We start from the raw sequence: 18288 nt of genomic DNA, 5'->3' as shown, positions 1-18288 counted from the left end.
TTATTAAAATGTGGTCTTCCTAATAATCAGTTTTCCATTCAATAATGTGATTTGCGGTTCTTCTTTATGCTTGTCAACAATATTCACGAGTGTTTCCATCGCTTTTTCACCTTTTTTAATTTGATCCAACCGAACTGTTGAGAGCGGAGGATCATTTAATGCGGCATAACGAATGTCATCAAAACTGATAATAGATATTTTTTTTTCATAAAATAATTTTTTCTGTTTTAGTTTATGAATGAATTGAATCGCTAAATAGTCGGCTGTTACTAATAGTGCATCAAATTTAGTGACATCTTCAATCATTTGTTCTTGATCTTTATCTGTATACATCAATTTGGCATCTGCTTCGATCGAGTAATTGTGCAATGCTTCTGCATAACCAAGATAGCGCTGCTGAATCACTGAAGTATTTTGATGGTCGAATGTATAGGATAAAAAGCCTATCCTTGTTTTTCCATTTTCCAATAAATATGTGGTTGCTTCAAAAGCAGCTTTTTGATCATTTGTATTAATAAAATAATTATTCGGATAGCGCTCGATTTTTTCGAAAATCCGTTTCTCCAAATGCGTATCAATAAAAACGATTGGTACTTGAACGATGTGATTCACTTCTTTAAACAGTTCTTGACTGAATCCAACTGCGATAAACCCATCAAACTTCCAATTGTTTTGCAAATCAGCAATATTTTCTGTTTCTGTCACGCTATGCACTAACGTAAAGAAATTATGTTCTTTTGCAATTCTTTCAATCCCCTCTAAAACTTCAGTGACAAAAGGATCTGAGAAATCTAGATTTTTGTGATTAGAGAAATACAACAGTCCAATCAAGCGTGAAGAAGATTTGACCAACGCTCTAGCATTCATATTTGGTGAGTAATTATATTGTTTTATGATTGATTCTATCAAATCAATTTTATCTTGGGACACACGATGCGCTTTTTTATTGATAACATTTGAAACAGTGGTAACGCTCACACCTGCTTCTTCTGCAATTTTTTTTATTGTGATTTTCATGCGCACTGTCCTTTCGATCTTACTCGTTTTTTTCTTATTATACCTTATTGTCGATTTTCAGCAATTACTTGATGGCCCCACTTGACACACCTGCAATAAATCGTTTTTGAAAAATGATATAGATAATGATGACGGGAATAATAGAAATTGACGTCGCCGCAAATAATCCACCATAATCTGTACCATATTGACCATTAAACATTCTTAAACCTACCGACAACAATTGTTTTTCTTCATTATTTATCATCAGATACGGCCATAAAAAATCTTCCCAACTCCATAAAAATTGAAAAATAGCTAAACTGGCAATCGTATTTTGTGACATTGGCAAAATGATTCGATGAAAAATATAAAAGTCTGATGCACCATCTACACGTGCTGCCTCTAGCATTTCGTCAGGAACTTGTGATATAGCTTGTCGAAACATAAAAATGCCAAAGCCGCTGACCACGGATGGAATGATCAATGCTTTATAAGAGTCAAGCCAACCAAAATCAACCATCATTTCATATTTAGGGATAATCGTTACAGCCCATGGCAGCATCATCGTACTCAGAACGACACCAAATAATATGTTCTTGCCCCAGAAACGAAATTTTGCAAAAACAAATCCCATCAATGCACTTGTATATATTATAATCACAGTTGTTGTCACGGCGATAAACAAACTATTTGCAAACATCCGCATGAAATTAAATTTTTCTTGCACATCTAAGTAATTGCTTATTGAACTTGGGGTTGGGAAAAGCGAACCCCCAATTTTTACGATTTCACTGTTTGGTGCAAAAGAAGACAGTAGCATCCAAACAAACGGGATGATTGTAATCAAAGATAGTATAACTAAAATTGAGTTTAAAAAAATCGTTCTTCCCTTGTTCATGACTTCATCTTCCTTTCTCCAGTTGCTTTAAACATCAAAATAGTCAAAATACCTATCATTACAAATAAAATGATCGCCATTGCAGAGGCTGTCCCAAAATTATATTTAACGAAGGCTTCATCAAAAATCAAATATGAGATAACATAAGTAGAAGTCCCTGGACCACCCTCTGTCATAATCAAAATTTGAATATACGCTTGCAAATAAGTAATCAAGGAGGTAATCAGAACAAACAGGGTAGTAGGTTTTAATAATGGTAAAGTAATACGCCAGAATGTTTGCCACGCATTTGCACCATCCATTTTCGATGCTTCAAAAACATCTTCTGGCAATCCCATCAATCCCCCTAGGAAAAGCACCGTTGCATACCCAAAGTCTTTCCAAATCGTCATGATAATGATGGCAGGCAGCGCCCATGTCGAATCCTTCAACCAATTGATATCAAGATTAAAAATTTTATTGATCAATCCAAACTGTGGGTCAAACATCCACATCCAAACAAAAGATACTGCTACTAAAGGTGTAATCGTTGGCATATAAAACAAACCTTGAAATACTGTCCGCATCTTTGTAAACCTTGAAGAAATCAATAGTGCCAATCCCAAACCTAAAACAATCCGAAAAACAACTGAAAAAAAGGCAAAAACAAATGTATTTTTCATGGATTGCCAAAATATACTACTCGTTAGTACATGTTTAAAATTATCTAAACCAACAAAGTCATATTTATCAATTAGTGGATTCCAGTTATGCAAACTACCTGCAAATGCTTTATAGATAGGATAAACAAGGAAAATTGCAAAGTAGATGATCAATAATAAAACAGCGATGGTTTTCATATCAAAACGAAAACGTGTCAATTTCTTATTCATATTCTTCCTCCCATACTATTGAAGGATGCTTTTTTTGACAAAAGCATCCCCCAATCAACGGTTTTATTTTGCCTCATCAAAGTACTGATATGCATCCTCTAACGAAGTAAAATCGCTATCCTTCATATCTGATTCCATTTTTGATTGTCCATCTGAAATTGCCGCATCTAAGTCTTTACCATTAAAAAGCACATCTTCCATCGTTTCAGTTCCTGTAGACTCTACAGTGGCCGGAAAAGGTCCTGGCCAAATCAAACGTTCCACTCTCGGTGCAATGGCTTCTAGTACAGGATTTGCTAAGATATCCGCATTTTCTGCTAAGGATTTTTTGGTTGGGAAGGACGCCATTGCAAGTGCACCATTAATTGAATAATCATCATTTGCTAAACAATAACGTAAAAAGTCTTGCGCCACTGCTTGCTGGTCGTCTGATTGATTTTTATTGATACCAGGTGTGCTTTCCCCATTGTAACGATCATAAGCAAATGGCGTTTCTGTTGATGGCGTAGGTGTGGCGAAGACACCATACTCAATATCCGGATAATTGGTATCTAATTCATTTAAAAACCATCCCCATTTATAAACCATTGCACTTTGCCCATTGCCGAAACTCTGAGAGGATTCAGCACCGAAATCTTTAGAACCCACTTGCTCTTTGTCATATAAATCAATCAAAAATTGTAAATTATCTTTTGTTGTTTCATTATCATAGTCAACGACTGTCCCATTATCTTTAAACAGTAACTGTCCATCTTGATAATTCAATCCTTGGTATAAAGCACTATATGTTTCACCATTCCAGTTGAACCCTGCTTGTGTAATCTTGTCACCATCCATTTTTGTTAATTTTTTAGCTACTTCACTAAATTCATCCCATGTTTTGGGAATATCTGAATCAGTCAAACCAGCATCTGCCCATAGTGTTTTGTTATAATAAATGTTCCCAGTATTGATCATGCTATCAATATAATAAACGTTTCCATCAATAATATGAGGGTCCACAGAAGTAAAATCAGCTTGTAAATCAGCTACCTCTATGTCATAAGGGGCTAAATAAGGCATAAGGAGATCATGTTGCGAATTATGGATATTAAAAATAGCGGGTCCACTTTCACCTTTTAGCGCCAAAGGCAATTTTGTCCAATAATCATCCCATGGATTGTTTACAACTTTAATGGTTACATTTGGATAGATTTTTTCATACTCTTTTGCCATCGTAATTGCTGGATCACCTTCGTTCCAAGTCCAATACTCGATTTCAATTGGTTCACCATCATTGACTAATTTATTGGGATCAAAAGTCACACTCTCTCCCAATGTGTCCATCCCTTTATCTTCGGTTGTATCTGTGGTACCACTACTACTATTACTACTTCCACACGCACCTAAAACACCTACAGCTGCCAAACTAAGTATTGTCTTAAACATACTTTTTGCTTTCATTTTTTCTTTCCTCCTTAATATTAGGTTTAACGTTAAACTACAAAACAAGTTTAACGTTAAACCTAATATTTGTCAACGCTTACATCAAAAAAGAAATTTTTTTTTTTAATATAAGCTTGTTCCCTACCCTAAGATTCTTTTTCTATAAATTAAAGAAGTTAAATTCTGTCAAATTAAATCAAACGATTGATTTAATAAACTGAATCTAACTTCTTTTAATTCTGTTTTATCTCCACTCCAAATCCACATACCCGCGATCCACCGACACTTCTTTATAAGCCGGACGCATTATTTTTTGTGCATTGACCAATTCTTCGATTCGGTGCGCTGACCAGCCAACGATTCTGGCAATCGCAAACATCGGTGTATAGAGTTCTTCTGGCAAATCCAGCATGTTATATACAAACCCGCTGAAGAAATCGATATTGGCGCTGACACCTTTATACATTTTTCGTTTTTCTTTGATCACTTCAGGTGCGACACGTTCCACCAGTGTGTAAAGTTCATACTCTTTCCAAGCTTGGCGTCCTTTTTCTTGTGCCAATTTTGCGACATAGTTTTTGAAAATAGCTGCGCGAGGGTCATTATCACTATATACGGCATGCCCCATCCCGTAGATCAATCCTTTTTGATCAAAAGCCTTCTTGTCCAAAATATTTTCTAAATAGGCGCGAACTGCTGACTCATCTGTTGTATCTGAAACTTGTTGTTTTAAATCAGCCATCATCTCTGTTACTTTGATATTGGCTCCCCCATGTTTTGGTCCTTTCAAAGAGCCTAAGGCAGCCGCAATCGTCGAGTAAGTGTCAGTTCCACTGGAGGTCACCACGCGTGTAGTGAAGGTCGAATTGTTTCCACCGCCATGTTCCATGTGTAAAACCAATGCCATATCTAGCGTTTGCGCTTCTTGAAAACTATACTCTTTTGTCGGGCGCAACATGGTCAAAATCGTTTCTGCTGTGCTAAGGTTTTCAGGTGGTCGATGAATGTACATACTTTCCCCTTGATTATAATGGTTATAAGCATGATAGGCATAAATCGCCAGCAAAGGAAAGACACTGATCAACATAAGACTTTGTTCCAAGACATTTTCGATGCAAATATCATCAGCTTTCGGATCATAACTTGCCAATGTCAGAATACTGCGTGAAAGACTATTCATAATATCTGAAGAAGAAGCTTTCATGATCACATCACGAACAAAATTCGTTGGCAACGTACGTTTTTCTGCCAGCAGCACGCGAAACTCGGTTAATTCGGTTCCATTTGGCAATGCGCCAAAAAGTAATAAATATGCAATCTCTTCAAAACCGAAGCGATTTTCATTGACAAATCCTGCCACCAATTCATTGATATCAATCCCACGATAGCGTAATTCCCCGCAAGCAGCAATCGGTTTTCCTGCAACGGTTTTTTCAGGATAAATCGTAGATATTGTGGTCAATCCCGCGACGACGCCTGTCCCATTGATATCTCTCAAGCCTCGCTTGACATCATATTTTGTATAAAGATTCATATCTATTTGATTGATATCCTGACACCGCGATGCTAGAAACGCTATTTTCTTACTTTTCTCTAATCTTTCCACAAGTACTCCTCCTCCGTTTTTATTTCTTGTTTGATATTTATTTGTTATTTAATCCCTCTATCATACGCATAGATTTGATTTCAATTATTTTATTTGCTATTTTTCAAACTTTCACACATTATAGCACGATGATTTAAAAATGAAATGTTTTTCATAATTTTAATTGATTTTTTAAATTATAAACGTATAATTATTCCTAATAAGAATCTATATTTCGTCATAAGGAGGATCCATATGAAGTGGCAAACCAAAATCATGGTCGATCAAACTGAATACACGTATATCGATCTTGTAAAACTCGCTGCACAATTTTCAGTCGATCTTCACCGTCTGCCCTATACAATTCGGGTGTTACTTGAAAGTGTCGCACGTCATCAAGACGATGAAATTACCGAGGCCTATTTGCCTTATTTAGCCAATTGGTCGCCTGTTGCCCCTAAAGGCGTTGTCCCGTTCAAGCCAGAACGGGTTGTATTGCAAGATTTTACTGGTGTACCAGCTGTTGTTGATCTAGCTGCTATGAGAGATGCGATCGTCGCGTTAGGTGGAGATCCAGAAGCGATCAACCCAGAAATCCCCGTGACATTGGTTGTCGACCACTCTGTACAAGTTGATTGCGCTGGTACGCCACAGGCAGTTGCCTTTAATACGGAAAGAGAATTCGAACGCAATCAAGAACGCTATCAGTTTTTGAAATGGGCACAACAATCTTTTGATAATTTTGAAGTCGTCCCACCAGAAACCGGCATCATCCACCAGGTAAATATTGAATCCTTATCAGATGTGATTTTACATAAGCAGATTGGCGAAGATACCTATCTTTTTCCGGACACATTACAAGGAACCGATTCTCACACAACCATGATCAACGGATTGGGTGTTCTTGGTTGGGGTGTCGGTGGGATCGAGGCAGAAGCGGCGATTTTAGGGGAACCTTCTTTCTTTCCAACACCCGAAGTCATTGGTGTGCGTTTTATCCATGAGATGCCTGCTGGCACGACAGCGACTGACTTGGCATTAAAAGTCACTGAAGTCTTACGTTTAGAAAAAGTCGTTGGAAAATTTGTTGAGTATTTTGGTCCTGGTTACAGCAAGTTGTCTCTTGCCGATCGTGCAACTTTAGCCAATATGGCGCCTGAATATGGTGCGACATGCGGTTTTTGCCCGATCGATCAAGAAACATTGAACTATCTGGCTACTACCGGACGTCCTGCTGCACTGATCACATTGGTCGAGTCGTACGCTAAAGCCAATCATCTATTTTACGATGATAGTCATTCTCCCGAATATACCAAAGTGATCACCATTGATTTAGCAGATATCCAACCCGCATTGGCGGGACCAAAAAGACCGCAAGATAGGATCTTATTGCCAGAAGTCGGGGCAGACTTTGATGCCTCTGTGACAGCAGCAGTTGGACCTAAAGGATTTGGTTTGACTGATGAGGAATGGGAAAAAGAGGCACTCGTTCTTTGGCCAGACGCAGCTGAACATTTAACGACCGGCGATCTGGTGTTGGCAGCAATCACGAGTTGTACCAATACCAGCAATCCATTTGTCATGTTATCTGCAGGGCTCTTAGCCAAAAATGCAGTGGAAAAAGGCTTGATAGTGCCAAGGTATGTCAAAACCTCATTAGCACCAGGTTCGCAAATTGTGACGACCTATCTGCAAAATAGCGGCTTAATGCCTTATTTAGAAAAACTTGGTTTCTATCTGGTTGGTTATGGCTGTACGACTTGTATCGGTAATTCTGGTCCATTAGATACGCCGGTTGCTGAAGCAATCGAAGCTGAAAATTTGCTGGTCGCGTCTGTTTTATCCGGCAATCGCAATTTTGAAGGTCGGATTCACCCACAGATCAAAGCCAACTACTTGGCTTCACCACCTTTAGTCGTGGCGTATGCAATCGCTGGTACGATCCGCAAAGATTTGACCAAAGAGCCATTGGCGATCGTGAATGAGAAACCCATTTTTCTAGCTGATATTTGGCCGACAAATGAGGAGGTCAATACCTATATCCAAAAATATGTCGGACCAGAAGCCTTCAAAGCAGCCTATGCTCATTTGTTTGACGCCAATGAGCGTTGGAATGCCATTGAAACAACTGCCAGTGCCGTCTATGATTGGCAAGAAGAATCGACGTATATCGCACATCCGCCTTACTTTCATACATTACGCAAAGAATTGCCGCAGCAAGGAACGCTGAATGATTTGAAAGTGTTGGCTAAATTAGGCGATTCGGTCACAACGGATCATATTTCGCCTGCGGGAAGCATTGGTCTTGATTCACCCGCTGGCAAATTCTTGACAGAACGAGCTGTTCCCTATCGAGAATTTAATTCCTTTGGTTCTCGTCGCGGCAATCACCATATTATGATGCGGGGTACATTTGGCAACATCCGCTTACAGAATCAACTGGTTCCCGGCAGCACGGGCAGTGTCACCCATTACTTTCCAACAGGAGAAACAGTATCGATCTTCGATGCCTCCATGCAGTATCAAGAAGCAGGAGAAAGCTGTATTATTCTAGCTGGTAAAGATTATGGCATGGGCTCTTCTAGAGATTGGGCTGCAAAAGGCACACAACTGCTCGGCGTCAAGGTCGTACTGGCAGAAAGCTTTGAACGGATCCATCGCAGCAACTTGGTGATGATGGGGGTGATTCCATTGGAATACCGATCCGGACAATCAGCAGATGCTCTTGGCTTAGATGGAAGCGAGTCTTTCTTTGTTGCTTTGCCGGAAGAACCGCAAGTTGGTCAGACAATCGACGTCACGGCCAAACGAACAGATGGGTCAGAGATCACATTTGCGACCCGATTGCGCTTTGATGCGCCTGCCGATATTCGTTACTGGAAAAACCAAGGGATCCTGCCAATGGTGATCCGCAAAAAAGTTGCTGAAACAGGAGGAACTATCCATGTCTAACCAAACAAACACAGCCATAACGATCACAGTACCTTACATTGCAGGCGATGGGATCGGCCCAGAAATTTGGCAAGCGGCCCGTCCAGTGATCGATGCAGCGATTGCCAAAGCCTATGGCCAAACAAAGCGCATCGACTGGTTAGAGATACTTGCTGGAGAAGCTGCATTTAAACAGACTGGTACTTGGCTGCCGGATGAAACAATCGACACGATCAAAAACTATAAATTAGCCTTGAAAGGTCCCTTGACGACACCAATTGGCGAAGGCTTCCGTTCCCTCAATGTCACATTAAGACAAACCTTAGATTTGTATGCTTGTGTCCGTCCGGTTCGTTATTTTGCTGGGGTGCCTTCCCCCTTAAAAGAGCCCGAAAAAACAGATATGGTGATTTTCCGGGAAAATACTGAAGATGTCTACGCTGGAATCGAATTTGCGGTGGATGACCCGCAAACCAAAACACTGATTGAATTATTGACCCATCAATTTAACGTCCATCACATTCGATTTCCGGAAGACACCGCTTTAGGGATCAAACCAATTTCCATTTCTGGCAGTCGTCGTCTGATCAAAGCAGCCATCGATTACGCCTTGGCCCACGATCGACAAACTGTGACACTGGTCCACAAAGGCAATATCATGAAGTTTACGGAAGGTGGCTTCAAGAATTGGGGGTATCAGTTGGCGGAAAGCGACTATAAGGATCAATGCTTTACCATGGCGCAGTTTGCCCGCTTGAAACAATCTGCTGGTGAAGCTGCTGCCCAAGAAGCATTGACAACAGCCAAAGCTTCAGGGAAGCTGATCATCAATGATATGATCGCGGATAATTTTTTGCAGCAAATTTTGCTTTACCCTGAAAAATATGATGTGATTGCTACTTGCAATCTGAATGGCGACTATATTTCAGATGCCTTAGCAGCGCAAGTTGGCGGTATCGGTATTGCTCCTGGAGCAAATATCAATTACGACACGGGGGCAGCGATTTTCGAAGCCACCCACGGAACAGCACCAGATATTGTTGGATTTGGCAAAGCAAATCCTTGTTCCATGCTTTTGTCTGCTGGTATGCTTTTGTCATACATTGGTTGGCAAGAAGCAGCCGATTTGATTACAGCAGCGATTGAATCAGCACTGGCTGCCCAACAAGTAACCGCTGATTTTGCCAGTTTGTTGCCTGAAGCAACTTGCTTATCCACACAAGCATTTGGTCAATGGTTAACTGATTCGCTTTCAACCTAATCAAAATAAGCCTTGATTGCAGCATGGATCGTCACCGCAATCAAGGCTTATTCGGTTTGTGAATACATGTGACAAAAAAGAAGCTTTACTTTTCGTTCACCTTGCTATATAATTTCGTTAACCAAAATAAAAAGAATTAGGTTAACGAAGAAAGAGGGATACGATGAAATTATCTTTACGGGAACAAATTCAAGCAGCATTTTTCGCCATTATTATCGCAGGACTCTCACAATTGACGATTCCTTTAGGTTTGATTCCTCTCACAGGCCAAACATTTGCGATTGGCTTAGCCGTGACTTTTTTAGGTACGCGTACTGGTACTATGTCGATCATGATATATTTATTATTGGGATTGATCGGACTACCTGTCTTTGCCGGATTCACTAGTGGTATTGGTATTTTACTTGGCCCTACTGGGGGTTATCTGGTCGGCTTTCTTTTTAATGGTTTACTGACTGGCACGATGTTGTCTTACAGACCAGATGCGTATTGGTGGGGAATCATCGCGAATATCGCTGGTGCATTCGCAACTTTGGCTTTTGGCACATTATGGTTGAAATGGAGCACTGGCATGACCTGGCTAGCAGCCTTTAACGGGGGCTTTGTTTTGTTCATCCTGCCAGGAATCATCAAAGCGGTCGCAGCGGCTATCTTAGGTATTTTCTTACGCAAGAGGCTAGGCGGCAAATTGGCTTTAAAATAACCAGCCAACTACTTACTACTCTAATAAAAAAGCACTACCAGTATCTTCCTTTTGAAAGTGCTGATAGTGCTTTGCTTTTTATATGTCTTCAATATTCAGCATTGGCCACTGTTTTTGCCATTGCTTTTGTGCTTGTCGCTGCCGATACAGTGACAAATACTGCGCATTTTGTGAAAAATGCGGTGTCGGACGTACGCGAAAATCGAGAATATCTTGCCAACCAAAAGGCGCCAATGTTTCCATATGGTCCCCATTTAGACGAATGGCCACTGCCGTACAACGTTCTGGAAATTTCGCGAGTGCGTCGGAGGTACTTGTATAAGGTTGTTCCCCTAGAAAATTATATTGATGCATCAAGGCCTGGTTTTTCACTTCCCATGGAATCTCTGGATAGGCTGTTTTGAGTCTGCTTTCAATGGCAACGGTTTGATCCCAATCGATTTTTGGATCAAAGAAAACCACATCGACATCTGTCATTGTGAATCGTTCCCTGCCGTACAAATGATCCCACAAATAGTTTCGCAGATAACCGGCGCAAAGCCAGCAATCAGGTAAGTCAAGATCGGCGATGATCCTCACTATTTGCTGGCATACCTGATTCTTTTCAAAAATATTTACTATCGTCTGTTCATCCATTTAACGATCACCTTGCTGATTATTTAAGTGTCCAACCACCGTCGATCGGTACTATCGCACCTTGTAAATAACTTGCTTGTGGACTAGCGAGAAAGAGCGTCAGTTCAGCCACTTCTTCAGGCAACGCCCAGCGTTTGACGGGGGTTTCATCTGCAACCCATTGCGCCATTGCGCCATCTCCGGCAAAATCAGCTTGATTCATTGGTGTCTTGATTGCACCAGGGGCAATCGCTTTGACTGAAATACCTTGACTTGCATGGTCCAATGCCAATTGCTTGGTAAAGCCGATAATCGCATGTTTTGTCGCAGTGTAAGCAATGCCGCCTCCACCAGCAACCAGACCGGCAATCGACGCCATATTGATGATCGTCCCTTTTTGGGCAGCAAGCATCGCAGGCAAAATGGCTTTGGTCAGATAAAACATGCTAGATACATTTGTGTCTAAAATCTCATGCCACATTGTATGGTCTGTCTCTAAAATAGTGCTGTAGCCATCTAACTTGCCAGCAGTATTCAACAAAATATCGACACCGCCAAATTGCTTTTCACACGCTGCAACTGCCGCTGCACAATCATCTGCTTGGGATAGATCGCCGCTAAAGCCGCTAAAAAACGGTGTATCGGTCAAACTTTCGGGAAATGGCTGCTGATCGACACCAAAGACCCGGGCACCGTGTGCCAGAAACAATTGCGCTTGTGCAAGACCGATGCCCGAAGCTGCCCCTGTCACAAATACCCGTGTTTTTTCGGTGATCCACTCATGACTCATTCAACGACTTTCCAATCGTCAGCCAAAATATCACAGACAGTTGGCGCAAAGCTTGAAAAGCCTTCATCTGCTGTTTTGATCAAAAAATAAGGGGTGACTGGACTGCCATCATAAACTTCATCAGCAACCAATGTCACATATAATTCGTACCCACCCCATCCTTCGCGAATGATGTTGGCGCCAGCTTTTAATTTTGGTAAAATCTCTTCAAATGTCATAAAATCTCCTTCTTTCTATCAGATTTAGTACGTGATGAACGTGATACCTTGTTCAAGTTCTTCTATTAGATGTACCTGCTTATACGCAGCAAAGGCCGCATCATACTGCCGTAACATCCCTCTGATTTTTGTTGGTTGATAAGAATCAGTCAACTGATTTTCTTGGACAAAGCGTCTTGTCATGGCCCATTCATAATAATAACCTAAGGGGCGGCAATGATACAACGCGCCTGCGATGTGCTTCGGTTCAAAACGTCGATGGGTGTGCCCAAAAACGACCTGTTGTACTTGCGGGAACTCAGCAACCACCGCACCAAACTCTGGTGAACCCAAAAAGGCGTTCAGATGATTCCAGCGGGCATATTTACCGGTTTGACGTACGATAAAGGCTGGTTGCGGTACAAAATGGGTCGACAAAATCACATGCTTGTCAGCCGGTATCGTTGCCAGTACTTTCCGCAAATGCTGATTGATGGCATGACTGATCTCTGGATCGGTTCCTTGTCGATGGATCATACGGTCATACCAAAAAAGCCGTTTCAATCGCATAATTTCTTTTTCACTTGTTAAATCGGAATATTGATAATCATACCAGCCATTGACCCCTAACAACAGATGGGTATCAGATAACGCAATCGATTGAAAATTAAGAAAAGCAGGATGATCAAAGCCCTCGATGTCTTGCTCTGTTAAGTCAGCCATCTCATGATTGCCCCAGTGAAAGGTCACAGACAAGCCCTGTCCTTGAAAAAAGCCGATCACAGCCAATGCCCGTTCTTTTTTATTGGCAATATCTCCAGCAAGATGCAAGTGATCCACTTGCTGCTGCTTCAAGTAATCTGCGATTTGCTGAAAATGAGAATCCGATAGATGATTGATATCGGCGTGCAGGTCGCTGATAATCGCTAATTTTCCCATGAAGCGCCTCTCGCTGTGTGCTGTTCGATCCGCAGCAATTGCACATCTTTCGTTGCTTGATCCGCTGTCGTCAACTGCAATCCGCCATCTGCATCAGCAATCGTCAACTGGATAGTGTTTGGATATGCCTTGCTGATTTCATCAGTCGTCTGAATCTCTCCGATGACGGTATGACAGGTAACGGTATAAGGTGACCTGTCAGATAAGGGATAGGTGTCCGGTGCTACGATCAAACGCAAATCTACATGAACGGATGTAGTTGTCGTCGCAGGAAATGGATCCCACCCTTCTTCTCCAACAAAATATAACCGATCATTGGCTTGCATCACAGCTTTGATTTTTTCAGCAGCCTGTTGTGTGATCAATATCTTCATCTGCTTGCTCCTTTACATCACCCGTTTGGTCCATTCTTCCTTGGTGATTCCCCGCATCACTTCGTCTACTACTTGTCCTTGAGATTTTCGTGCAGCAGGAATCGTCGCTTCGATTTTCATCCCGATTTTTTCCATGACCCGTCCTGAGTTTTGGTTGCGGACATCGTGTAGTGCATAAATACGAACCAAGTCCAATGTTTCAAAGCCAAAATGCAGCAATGCCATGGCTGCTTCTGGCATCATCCCTTGTCCCCAAAACATACGACTGAGTGTATAACCGATTTCCGCATTTTCTTTTGCTGAATCCACCCGCAAATCAATGGTACCGATCATCTTCCCTGATGCTTTGTCTTGGACTGCAAATTTCCCTAATGGATCGGCAATGAAATAAGTTGCAATGCCAAGAATCGTATCGTCAATCGATTGGTGTCTAGGAAAAACGAATCTTGTGGTTTCTTCATCACGCCCATATGCATACATATCTTCAGCATCTGCCAATGTCACTGGACGTAAAATCAAACGCGGTGTGTCGATCGTTTGATGTGTGGCAAGCAGCAGCCGATGTCTTTCTTTGTTTTCCATATTTTCCCCTACTTTCTTTCCTGATTTATTCATTGAAAATGCTGGACCATCGAAAACCCGTGATTGTGCTATAATAGTGATAAAGAAAACGTTTGAGGAGGATACTTATGGCAGATGAACTGGAAAAACGCCTTGATACAGGCATGTATGGAACACCGCGTATCAACCCCGATGAACAGCGCAAATACTTAGGTACATTTCGCGAACGTTGTTATCTAAGTATGACAGTAGCAGAAATGAAGAAGAAGGACAACCAAGAAACGCTTATTTCTGCATTGCCTCACTATCAAAATCAATTGGTATTACTGAACGGCAAGTTGCCAGAATCGATCCAAACCACCTATATCACACTACTGACCAAGCAGCAAATGGATTTTCGCATAGTCTCAGATGCACAAAATGCCGCACCAGATAGTATTGGTTTGTTAATTGCAGCCAAAGAAGCTGTCAATGAAGATGTTATCGACATTGAAAAAAAATATCCATCAGAATCTGCTGCACCCGCTTCTGAAGAAACGCATAAAAAATCATTTTGGCACAATATTTTTCATTAGGAGGATACAAGATGTCTGCAAATGCGCCCACTTTTGTCGAGTTGAAACAAGAATTATTGGATGTGCTGGATCGGCATATAGACCTGCTAAAGACGGTCCCTTCAATCGAGATCGAACATTTAGACGGCGTGCTTTTTATGATGCGCAGTCTTGGCTTCATGCTGGATCGTGCACCTAAAGTATTGGCACTAGAAGACCTTACAGAGATGCATTTTATGATGTTTCAATATTACAGCTTGCTGTCTGAACTGAAATACAATCTAGTATTGAATTTCTCCTACGCCTCTTTAGAAGGAATACCCTTATTGACGATCATCGCGTCCTTTCCAACGACCTACGAAACTGCCATGAAGCAGTGGTGGGAAGATAGAACGGGGCTTGCTGTAGAAGAAACAAAGCAAACCATTGAGATTGCTGCTTTTCAATAAGTATTTTTCCCACAAAACCTTTCTAGAAACAAGTGTAAAACAAGACCAGCTGAACCTGCAGCCTTTGCAAGATCAGCTGGTCTTTGTTTCACTTTCCTCATCAATCCCTAGTCCAATGAAACAAATACCTCTGGAAACAATAGCCGTAACACAGACATAGTCAGCCTTTGACCCGTGCCGCTATACGGATAGACATGCATGTGCATCGCAGGATTGAAGTTGGCTTCAATGATGCCATATGCCCCTTCACTATCAGCAGGCTTTGTTTTATCAGGAATAATCAAATCGATGCCGCAAATCGCAGCACCTAAAGCCTCGACTGCTGCTGCCGCAATGGCTTTATACTCCTCATTGAAATCATCCGTGACATCGATCGAATCGCCGCCAGTACTGATATTTGAGTTTTCACGCAAATAAACGATTTTCCCTTTTTCCGGAATCGATCCTATGGTAAAACCCTGTTCTTTAAGCATCAATTGTTCCAAATTGCCTAATTGGATCCATTCCAGCGGTGACCGATGGTGTGCACCGCGTAACGGATCACGGTTTTTTTCGATGACCAATTCTTCGATCGTTTGTCTGCCGTTGCCTACAACATTCGCCGGCACCCGCAGTAAAATCGCGTCCACACGACCATCGATAACAAAGAACCGGTACTCAGTGCCTGCTAAAAATGATTCTACAAGTATCGATTGGTCTTCCGCAAAAGCAATGGCAACCGCCTCTTGATAGTCAGCCAAAGAAGCCCCTTCTTTAAAAATCGAAATGCCCAACCCATAATTGGTGGTTTTGGGCTTCACAACAAAACCACTTTTGGCTATTTGCGGATAATAATCAATGGCGTCTGCTGCAGTTGAAAACTCAGCTCCGTCAGGCACACGAAATCCATGATCAGCTAAAATTTTCTTCGTAACCGTCTTATTGGCCATGATCAAAGGTACGATATATTGATCTTTGCTTGTCATATTGGCATTTTTCACATATTCAATATGCGTACCTGCCTGCAAGCGCAAGAATTGATCTGTTTCATCGAGAACCTCGACTTTGATCCCTTTTTGGATCGCATCAAACATCAATATTTGCGTGGATAATTCTAACGTGCGAAAACCAGCTAATTGATACGGTCTAGCCCAAGCAGAATGATGATAGGATAAGCCTAGATCCTTGGCAACTGCTGCTTGACCATTTGCTTGACTTGCTTGAAACAACTTGCCCGCAAACGTCAGTGAAGGATGCGCCAACATATCAGACAATTGCGCCAAATAAGGAATTTCTGGCAATTGCAGTTCATTGGCAAAGCGGTGTAATTCTTTTACTAACGCTTGGGCTTCCTGCAGATAGGCCGTCTGGGCTAATGGGTGTTCCAAAGCAACTTGATCATTCAATTGATTCCCCGTTGTCACCCAAGCTTCTAAATCGGCGTCTTCTTCTTTGGTACTTAAAAACAACAAAAAGAAATGTAAGAAAGAAACTTGCTCTTTTGAAATGCCGTACTCGGCGTATGGGTCAATATCGATGTTGCGAATTTCAATGTAACGGATACCCGCTTCAGCTAAATCAGCTACTCGCCGACCGCCGCGCAAACGAACCGGTGCATAAAACTCTTTTTCCTCCGATAGTTTGCCTGTTTCCACCAGATGCGCAATATCTGCAAGATAGTCATCCAAAGAAGCATAGGAAACCGATACATCGGGATGATTGGTGTAACCATAACGGCTATTTCTGATACTTCGAACAGGTTCTGCCGGCCGTTGGTCATCTGTGAAATAATTGGCTTCTGAAACAGGTGTCGCACCAAAGAAATACGTCAGAAACCAGCGATAGTGCAAATAATTACGGGTCACTTTCAAATATAACTCCGTTTTGAATACTTGATAGTCCGTCGTTTTCTCACTTGCTTCATATAATTGATGGATAAAACTGTCTGCAAATTCAAAGTTAAAATGGATGCCGCTGACCATTTGTTTGCGTTTGCCATACGTTTTCGCCAAATAGCGCCGATATAAGACATCTTCAAACTGATCTAGTTTCGCGATCACGATATCTGCTTCGGCTGATGGCAAAGCAGGGGGCATGCTCAGCGGCCATAACATTTCTTCTGGATCCATCGAGCGATAAGCCACATCATGAATTGCGCCTAAATAGCGAAACAATTCATCTACCGAATCAGCTACTGGCGTGATCAGCTCTAATTGATTTTCGGCAAAATCTGTTTGGATATAGGGATGAAAACTGCGATTGCCTAATATGGCAGGATGATCTGTCCCTGCGAAATCTCCCGCCAGCGTCACGCGTTGCGCTTCACGCTCGATTCCGTACCGCCCTTTTAGTAAATAAGGAAAAAGTTCTTTTTGCTTTACTATTGTTTTTATATGCATGTAATTGTCCTCTAAATTCTCTGACTTGATTTTTATGATTGATTGCTTTACATTCTCTTTTATTATAGCCAAAAAATATGGGAAGTGAACGAAATTGATTTTTTTTGCAATAACTATTAACAAAATTACCAAGAATTCATAAATAACTTGAATAAATTTGATATTTACCTACAAAATAAAGTATACTGAATATATAACAGTAAATTATTATGTCTATATTACTCTTTTTTGAAAGGAAGAATAGTGAATGAAACCACTTAACCTTACCAAACGCGAACGCCAAATCATGAATATTTTTTGGAATGCAGATAAACCGTTGTCTGCCAATGACATTGCTGTTCAACAGCAAGATCTAAGCAAGAATACGATTCAGGCTGTGGTACGCAAGTTAAAAAACCACGATTTATTGAAAGTAGCAGATATCGGCTACAGCGGCACGGTCTTGACGCGCCTGTACGCGCCAAACGTAACGCAAGAAGATTTCCTTGCTGCTGAGTTATCTGAACAATCGTTACTAAACTTGATCACCAACTTTATTGAAACCAATAAAGAGATCGACACTTTGAATGAACTAGAAAAATTGATCAAAGACCGTCAAGGAGAACTAACAAAGTAATACCCTTGCCCTTGCCGTCACCTGCAAACCACGTTTGTCAAAGACTGTTTCTTGAAATGCTCGGTCTGTGTACACTTGTTTGCGAGGTATCTTTTGTCTTTGCTGTAATGGATTTTCATCTTGGATTGCAGTATTGGTTAT

At 41.3% G+C, this 18288-nt stretch carries 18 protein-coding genes; 6 read left to right on the top strand and 12 right to left on the bottom strand.

Translation table 11 applies throughout. The annotated features are described in order from the left end of the window. Window positions 1–3 precede the first annotated feature (3 nt). From IGI41_RS01435 to IGI41_RS01415, 5 genes are all read right to left on the bottom strand, one after another. Window positions 4–1017 carry a LacI family DNA-binding transcriptional regulator gene (locus IGI41_RS01435; RefSeq protein ID WP_430610845.1) on the bottom strand — a complete coding sequence of 338 codons (1014 nt, stop codon included), beginning with the start codon at window positions 1015–1017 and terminating at the stop codon, window positions 4–6. Window positions 1018–1081: 64 nt separating this feature from the next. Next, window positions 1082–1897, bottom strand: coding sequence for a carbohydrate ABC transporter permease (locus tag IGI41_RS01430; protein ID WP_430610844.1), 816 nt, complete (start codon window positions 1895–1897; stop codon window positions 1082–1084). Continuing rightward, on the bottom strand, window positions 1894–2769 hold the full coding sequence (locus tag IGI41_RS01425; RefSeq protein WP_430610842.1) for a carbohydrate ABC transporter permease: 876 nt from the start codon (window positions 2767–2769) through the stop codon (window positions 1894–1896). The genes IGI41_RS01430 and IGI41_RS01425 overlap by 4 nt, the downstream gene beginning before the upstream one ends. A 63-nt stretch (window positions 2770–2832) precedes the next feature. Next, window positions 2833–4212, bottom strand: coding sequence for an extracellular solute-binding protein (locus IGI41_RS01420; protein WP_430610841.1), 1380 nt, complete (start codon window positions 4210–4212; stop codon window positions 2833–2835). Between the two features lie 226 nt (window positions 4213–4438). Next, window positions 4439–5800, bottom strand: a complete 1362-nt coding sequence (locus tag IGI41_RS01415) for a citrate/2-methylcitrate synthase (RefSeq protein WP_430610839.1) — start codon at window positions 5798–5800, stop codon at window positions 4439–4441. Window positions 5801–6034: 234 nt separating this feature from the next. On the opposite strand from IGI41_RS01415, the gene acnA reads away from it, so the two are divergent. The 3 genes from acnA to IGI41_RS01400 all read left to right on the top strand — a co-directional run bounded on the left by acnA (window position 6035) and on the right by IGI41_RS01400 (window position 10674). Beyond that, the gene (gene acnA / locus IGI41_RS01410; RefSeq protein WP_430610837.1) at window positions 6035–8731 is read left to right on the top strand and encodes an aconitate hydratase AcnA; all 2697 of its coding nucleotides are present in this window, start codon (window positions 6035–6037) and stop codon (window positions 8729–8731) included. Further along, the gene (gene icd / locus IGI41_RS01405) at window positions 8724–9971 is read left to right on the top strand and encodes an NADP-dependent isocitrate dehydrogenase (RefSeq protein ID WP_430610836.1); all 1248 of its coding nucleotides are present in this window, start codon (window positions 8724–8726) and stop codon (window positions 9969–9971) included. Before acnA ends, icd begins: the two co-directional genes overlap by 8 nt. Window positions 9972–10134: 163 nt before the next feature. Further along, entirely contained in the window at window positions 10135–10674 is a 540-nt protein-coding gene (locus tag IGI41_RS01400; protein WP_430610834.1) for a biotin transporter BioY, read from the top strand. Between the two features lie 78 nt (window positions 10675–10752). On the opposite strand, the gene IGI41_RS01395 is transcribed toward IGI41_RS01400, so the two are convergent. The 6 genes from IGI41_RS01395 to IGI41_RS01370 are packed head-to-tail and all read right to left on the bottom strand — an operon-like array spanning window position 10753 to window position 14171. Beyond that, complete coding sequence (locus tag IGI41_RS01395) at window positions 10753–11310, bottom strand: nucleotidyltransferase family protein (protein ID WP_430610832.1); 558 nt, start codon at window positions 11308–11310, stop codon at window positions 10753–10755. Between the two features lie 19 nt (window positions 11311–11329). Then, the gene (locus tag IGI41_RS01390) at window positions 11330–12079 is read right to left on the bottom strand and encodes a 3-oxoacyl-ACP reductase (RefSeq protein ID WP_430610831.1); all 750 of its coding nucleotides are present in this window, start codon (window positions 12077–12079) and stop codon (window positions 11330–11332) included. Further along, the gene (locus IGI41_RS01385; protein WP_430610829.1) at window positions 12076–12297 is read right to left on the bottom strand and encodes a DUF2829 domain-containing protein; all 222 of its coding nucleotides are present in this window, start codon (window positions 12295–12297) and stop codon (window positions 12076–12078) included. The genes IGI41_RS01390 and IGI41_RS01385 overlap by 4 nt, the downstream gene beginning before the upstream one ends. Before the next feature lie 24 nt (window positions 12298–12321). Beyond that, window positions 12322–13215, bottom strand: a complete 894-nt coding sequence (locus IGI41_RS01380; protein WP_430610827.1) for a metallophosphoesterase — start codon at window positions 13213–13215, stop codon at window positions 12322–12324. Beyond that, window positions 13203–13589: an iron-sulfur cluster biosynthesis family protein gene (locus IGI41_RS01375; protein ID WP_430610826.1), complete on the bottom strand. Its 387-nt coding sequence runs from the start codon at window positions 13587–13589 to the stop codon at window positions 13203–13205. The genes IGI41_RS01380 and IGI41_RS01375 overlap by 13 nt, the downstream gene beginning before the upstream one ends. A 12-nt stretch (window positions 13590–13601) precedes the next feature. Beyond that, complete coding sequence (locus IGI41_RS01370) at window positions 13602–14171, bottom strand: GNAT family N-acetyltransferase (RefSeq protein ID WP_430612667.1); 570 nt, start codon at window positions 14169–14171, stop codon at window positions 13602–13604. Between the two features lie 107 nt (window positions 14172–14278). On the opposite strand from IGI41_RS01370, the gene IGI41_RS01365 reads away from it, so the two are divergent. Beyond that, entirely contained in the window at window positions 14279–14725 is a 447-nt protein-coding gene (locus tag IGI41_RS01365; RefSeq protein ID WP_430610824.1) for a YueI family protein, read from the top strand. Window positions 14726–14736: 11 nt separating this feature from the next. Then, window positions 14737–15153: a hypothetical protein gene (locus tag IGI41_RS01360; protein ID WP_430610823.1), complete on the top strand. Its 417-nt coding sequence runs from the start codon at window positions 14737–14739 to the stop codon at window positions 15151–15153. Between the two features lie 107 nt (window positions 15154–15260). On the opposite strand, the gene gshAB is transcribed toward IGI41_RS01360, so the two are convergent. Continuing rightward, window positions 15261–17531, bottom strand: coding sequence for a bifunctional glutamate--cysteine ligase GshA/glutathione synthetase GshB (gene gshAB, locus IGI41_RS01355; protein WP_430610821.1), 2271 nt, complete (start codon window positions 17529–17531; stop codon window positions 15261–15263). Window positions 17532–17778: 247 nt separating this feature from the next. Here gshAB and IGI41_RS01350 point away from each other — a divergent pair, with 247 nt between their 5' ends. Then, a complete protein-coding gene (locus IGI41_RS01350) occupies window positions 17779–18147 on the top strand; it encodes a BlaI/MecI/CopY family transcriptional regulator (RefSeq protein WP_086273328.1) in 369 nt (122 codons plus the stop codon). The last annotated feature ends 141 nt before the right edge of the window (window positions 18148–18288 follow it).

The sequence above is a fragment of the Enterococcus sp. DIV0876 genome (assembly GCF_050529585.1).
GTDB lineage: Bacteria > Bacillota > Bacilli > Lactobacillales > Enterococcaceae > Enterococcus_D.
Note: the sequence above shows the minus strand (reverse complement) of the source record. Positions and strands in the feature narration are given on the sequence as shown.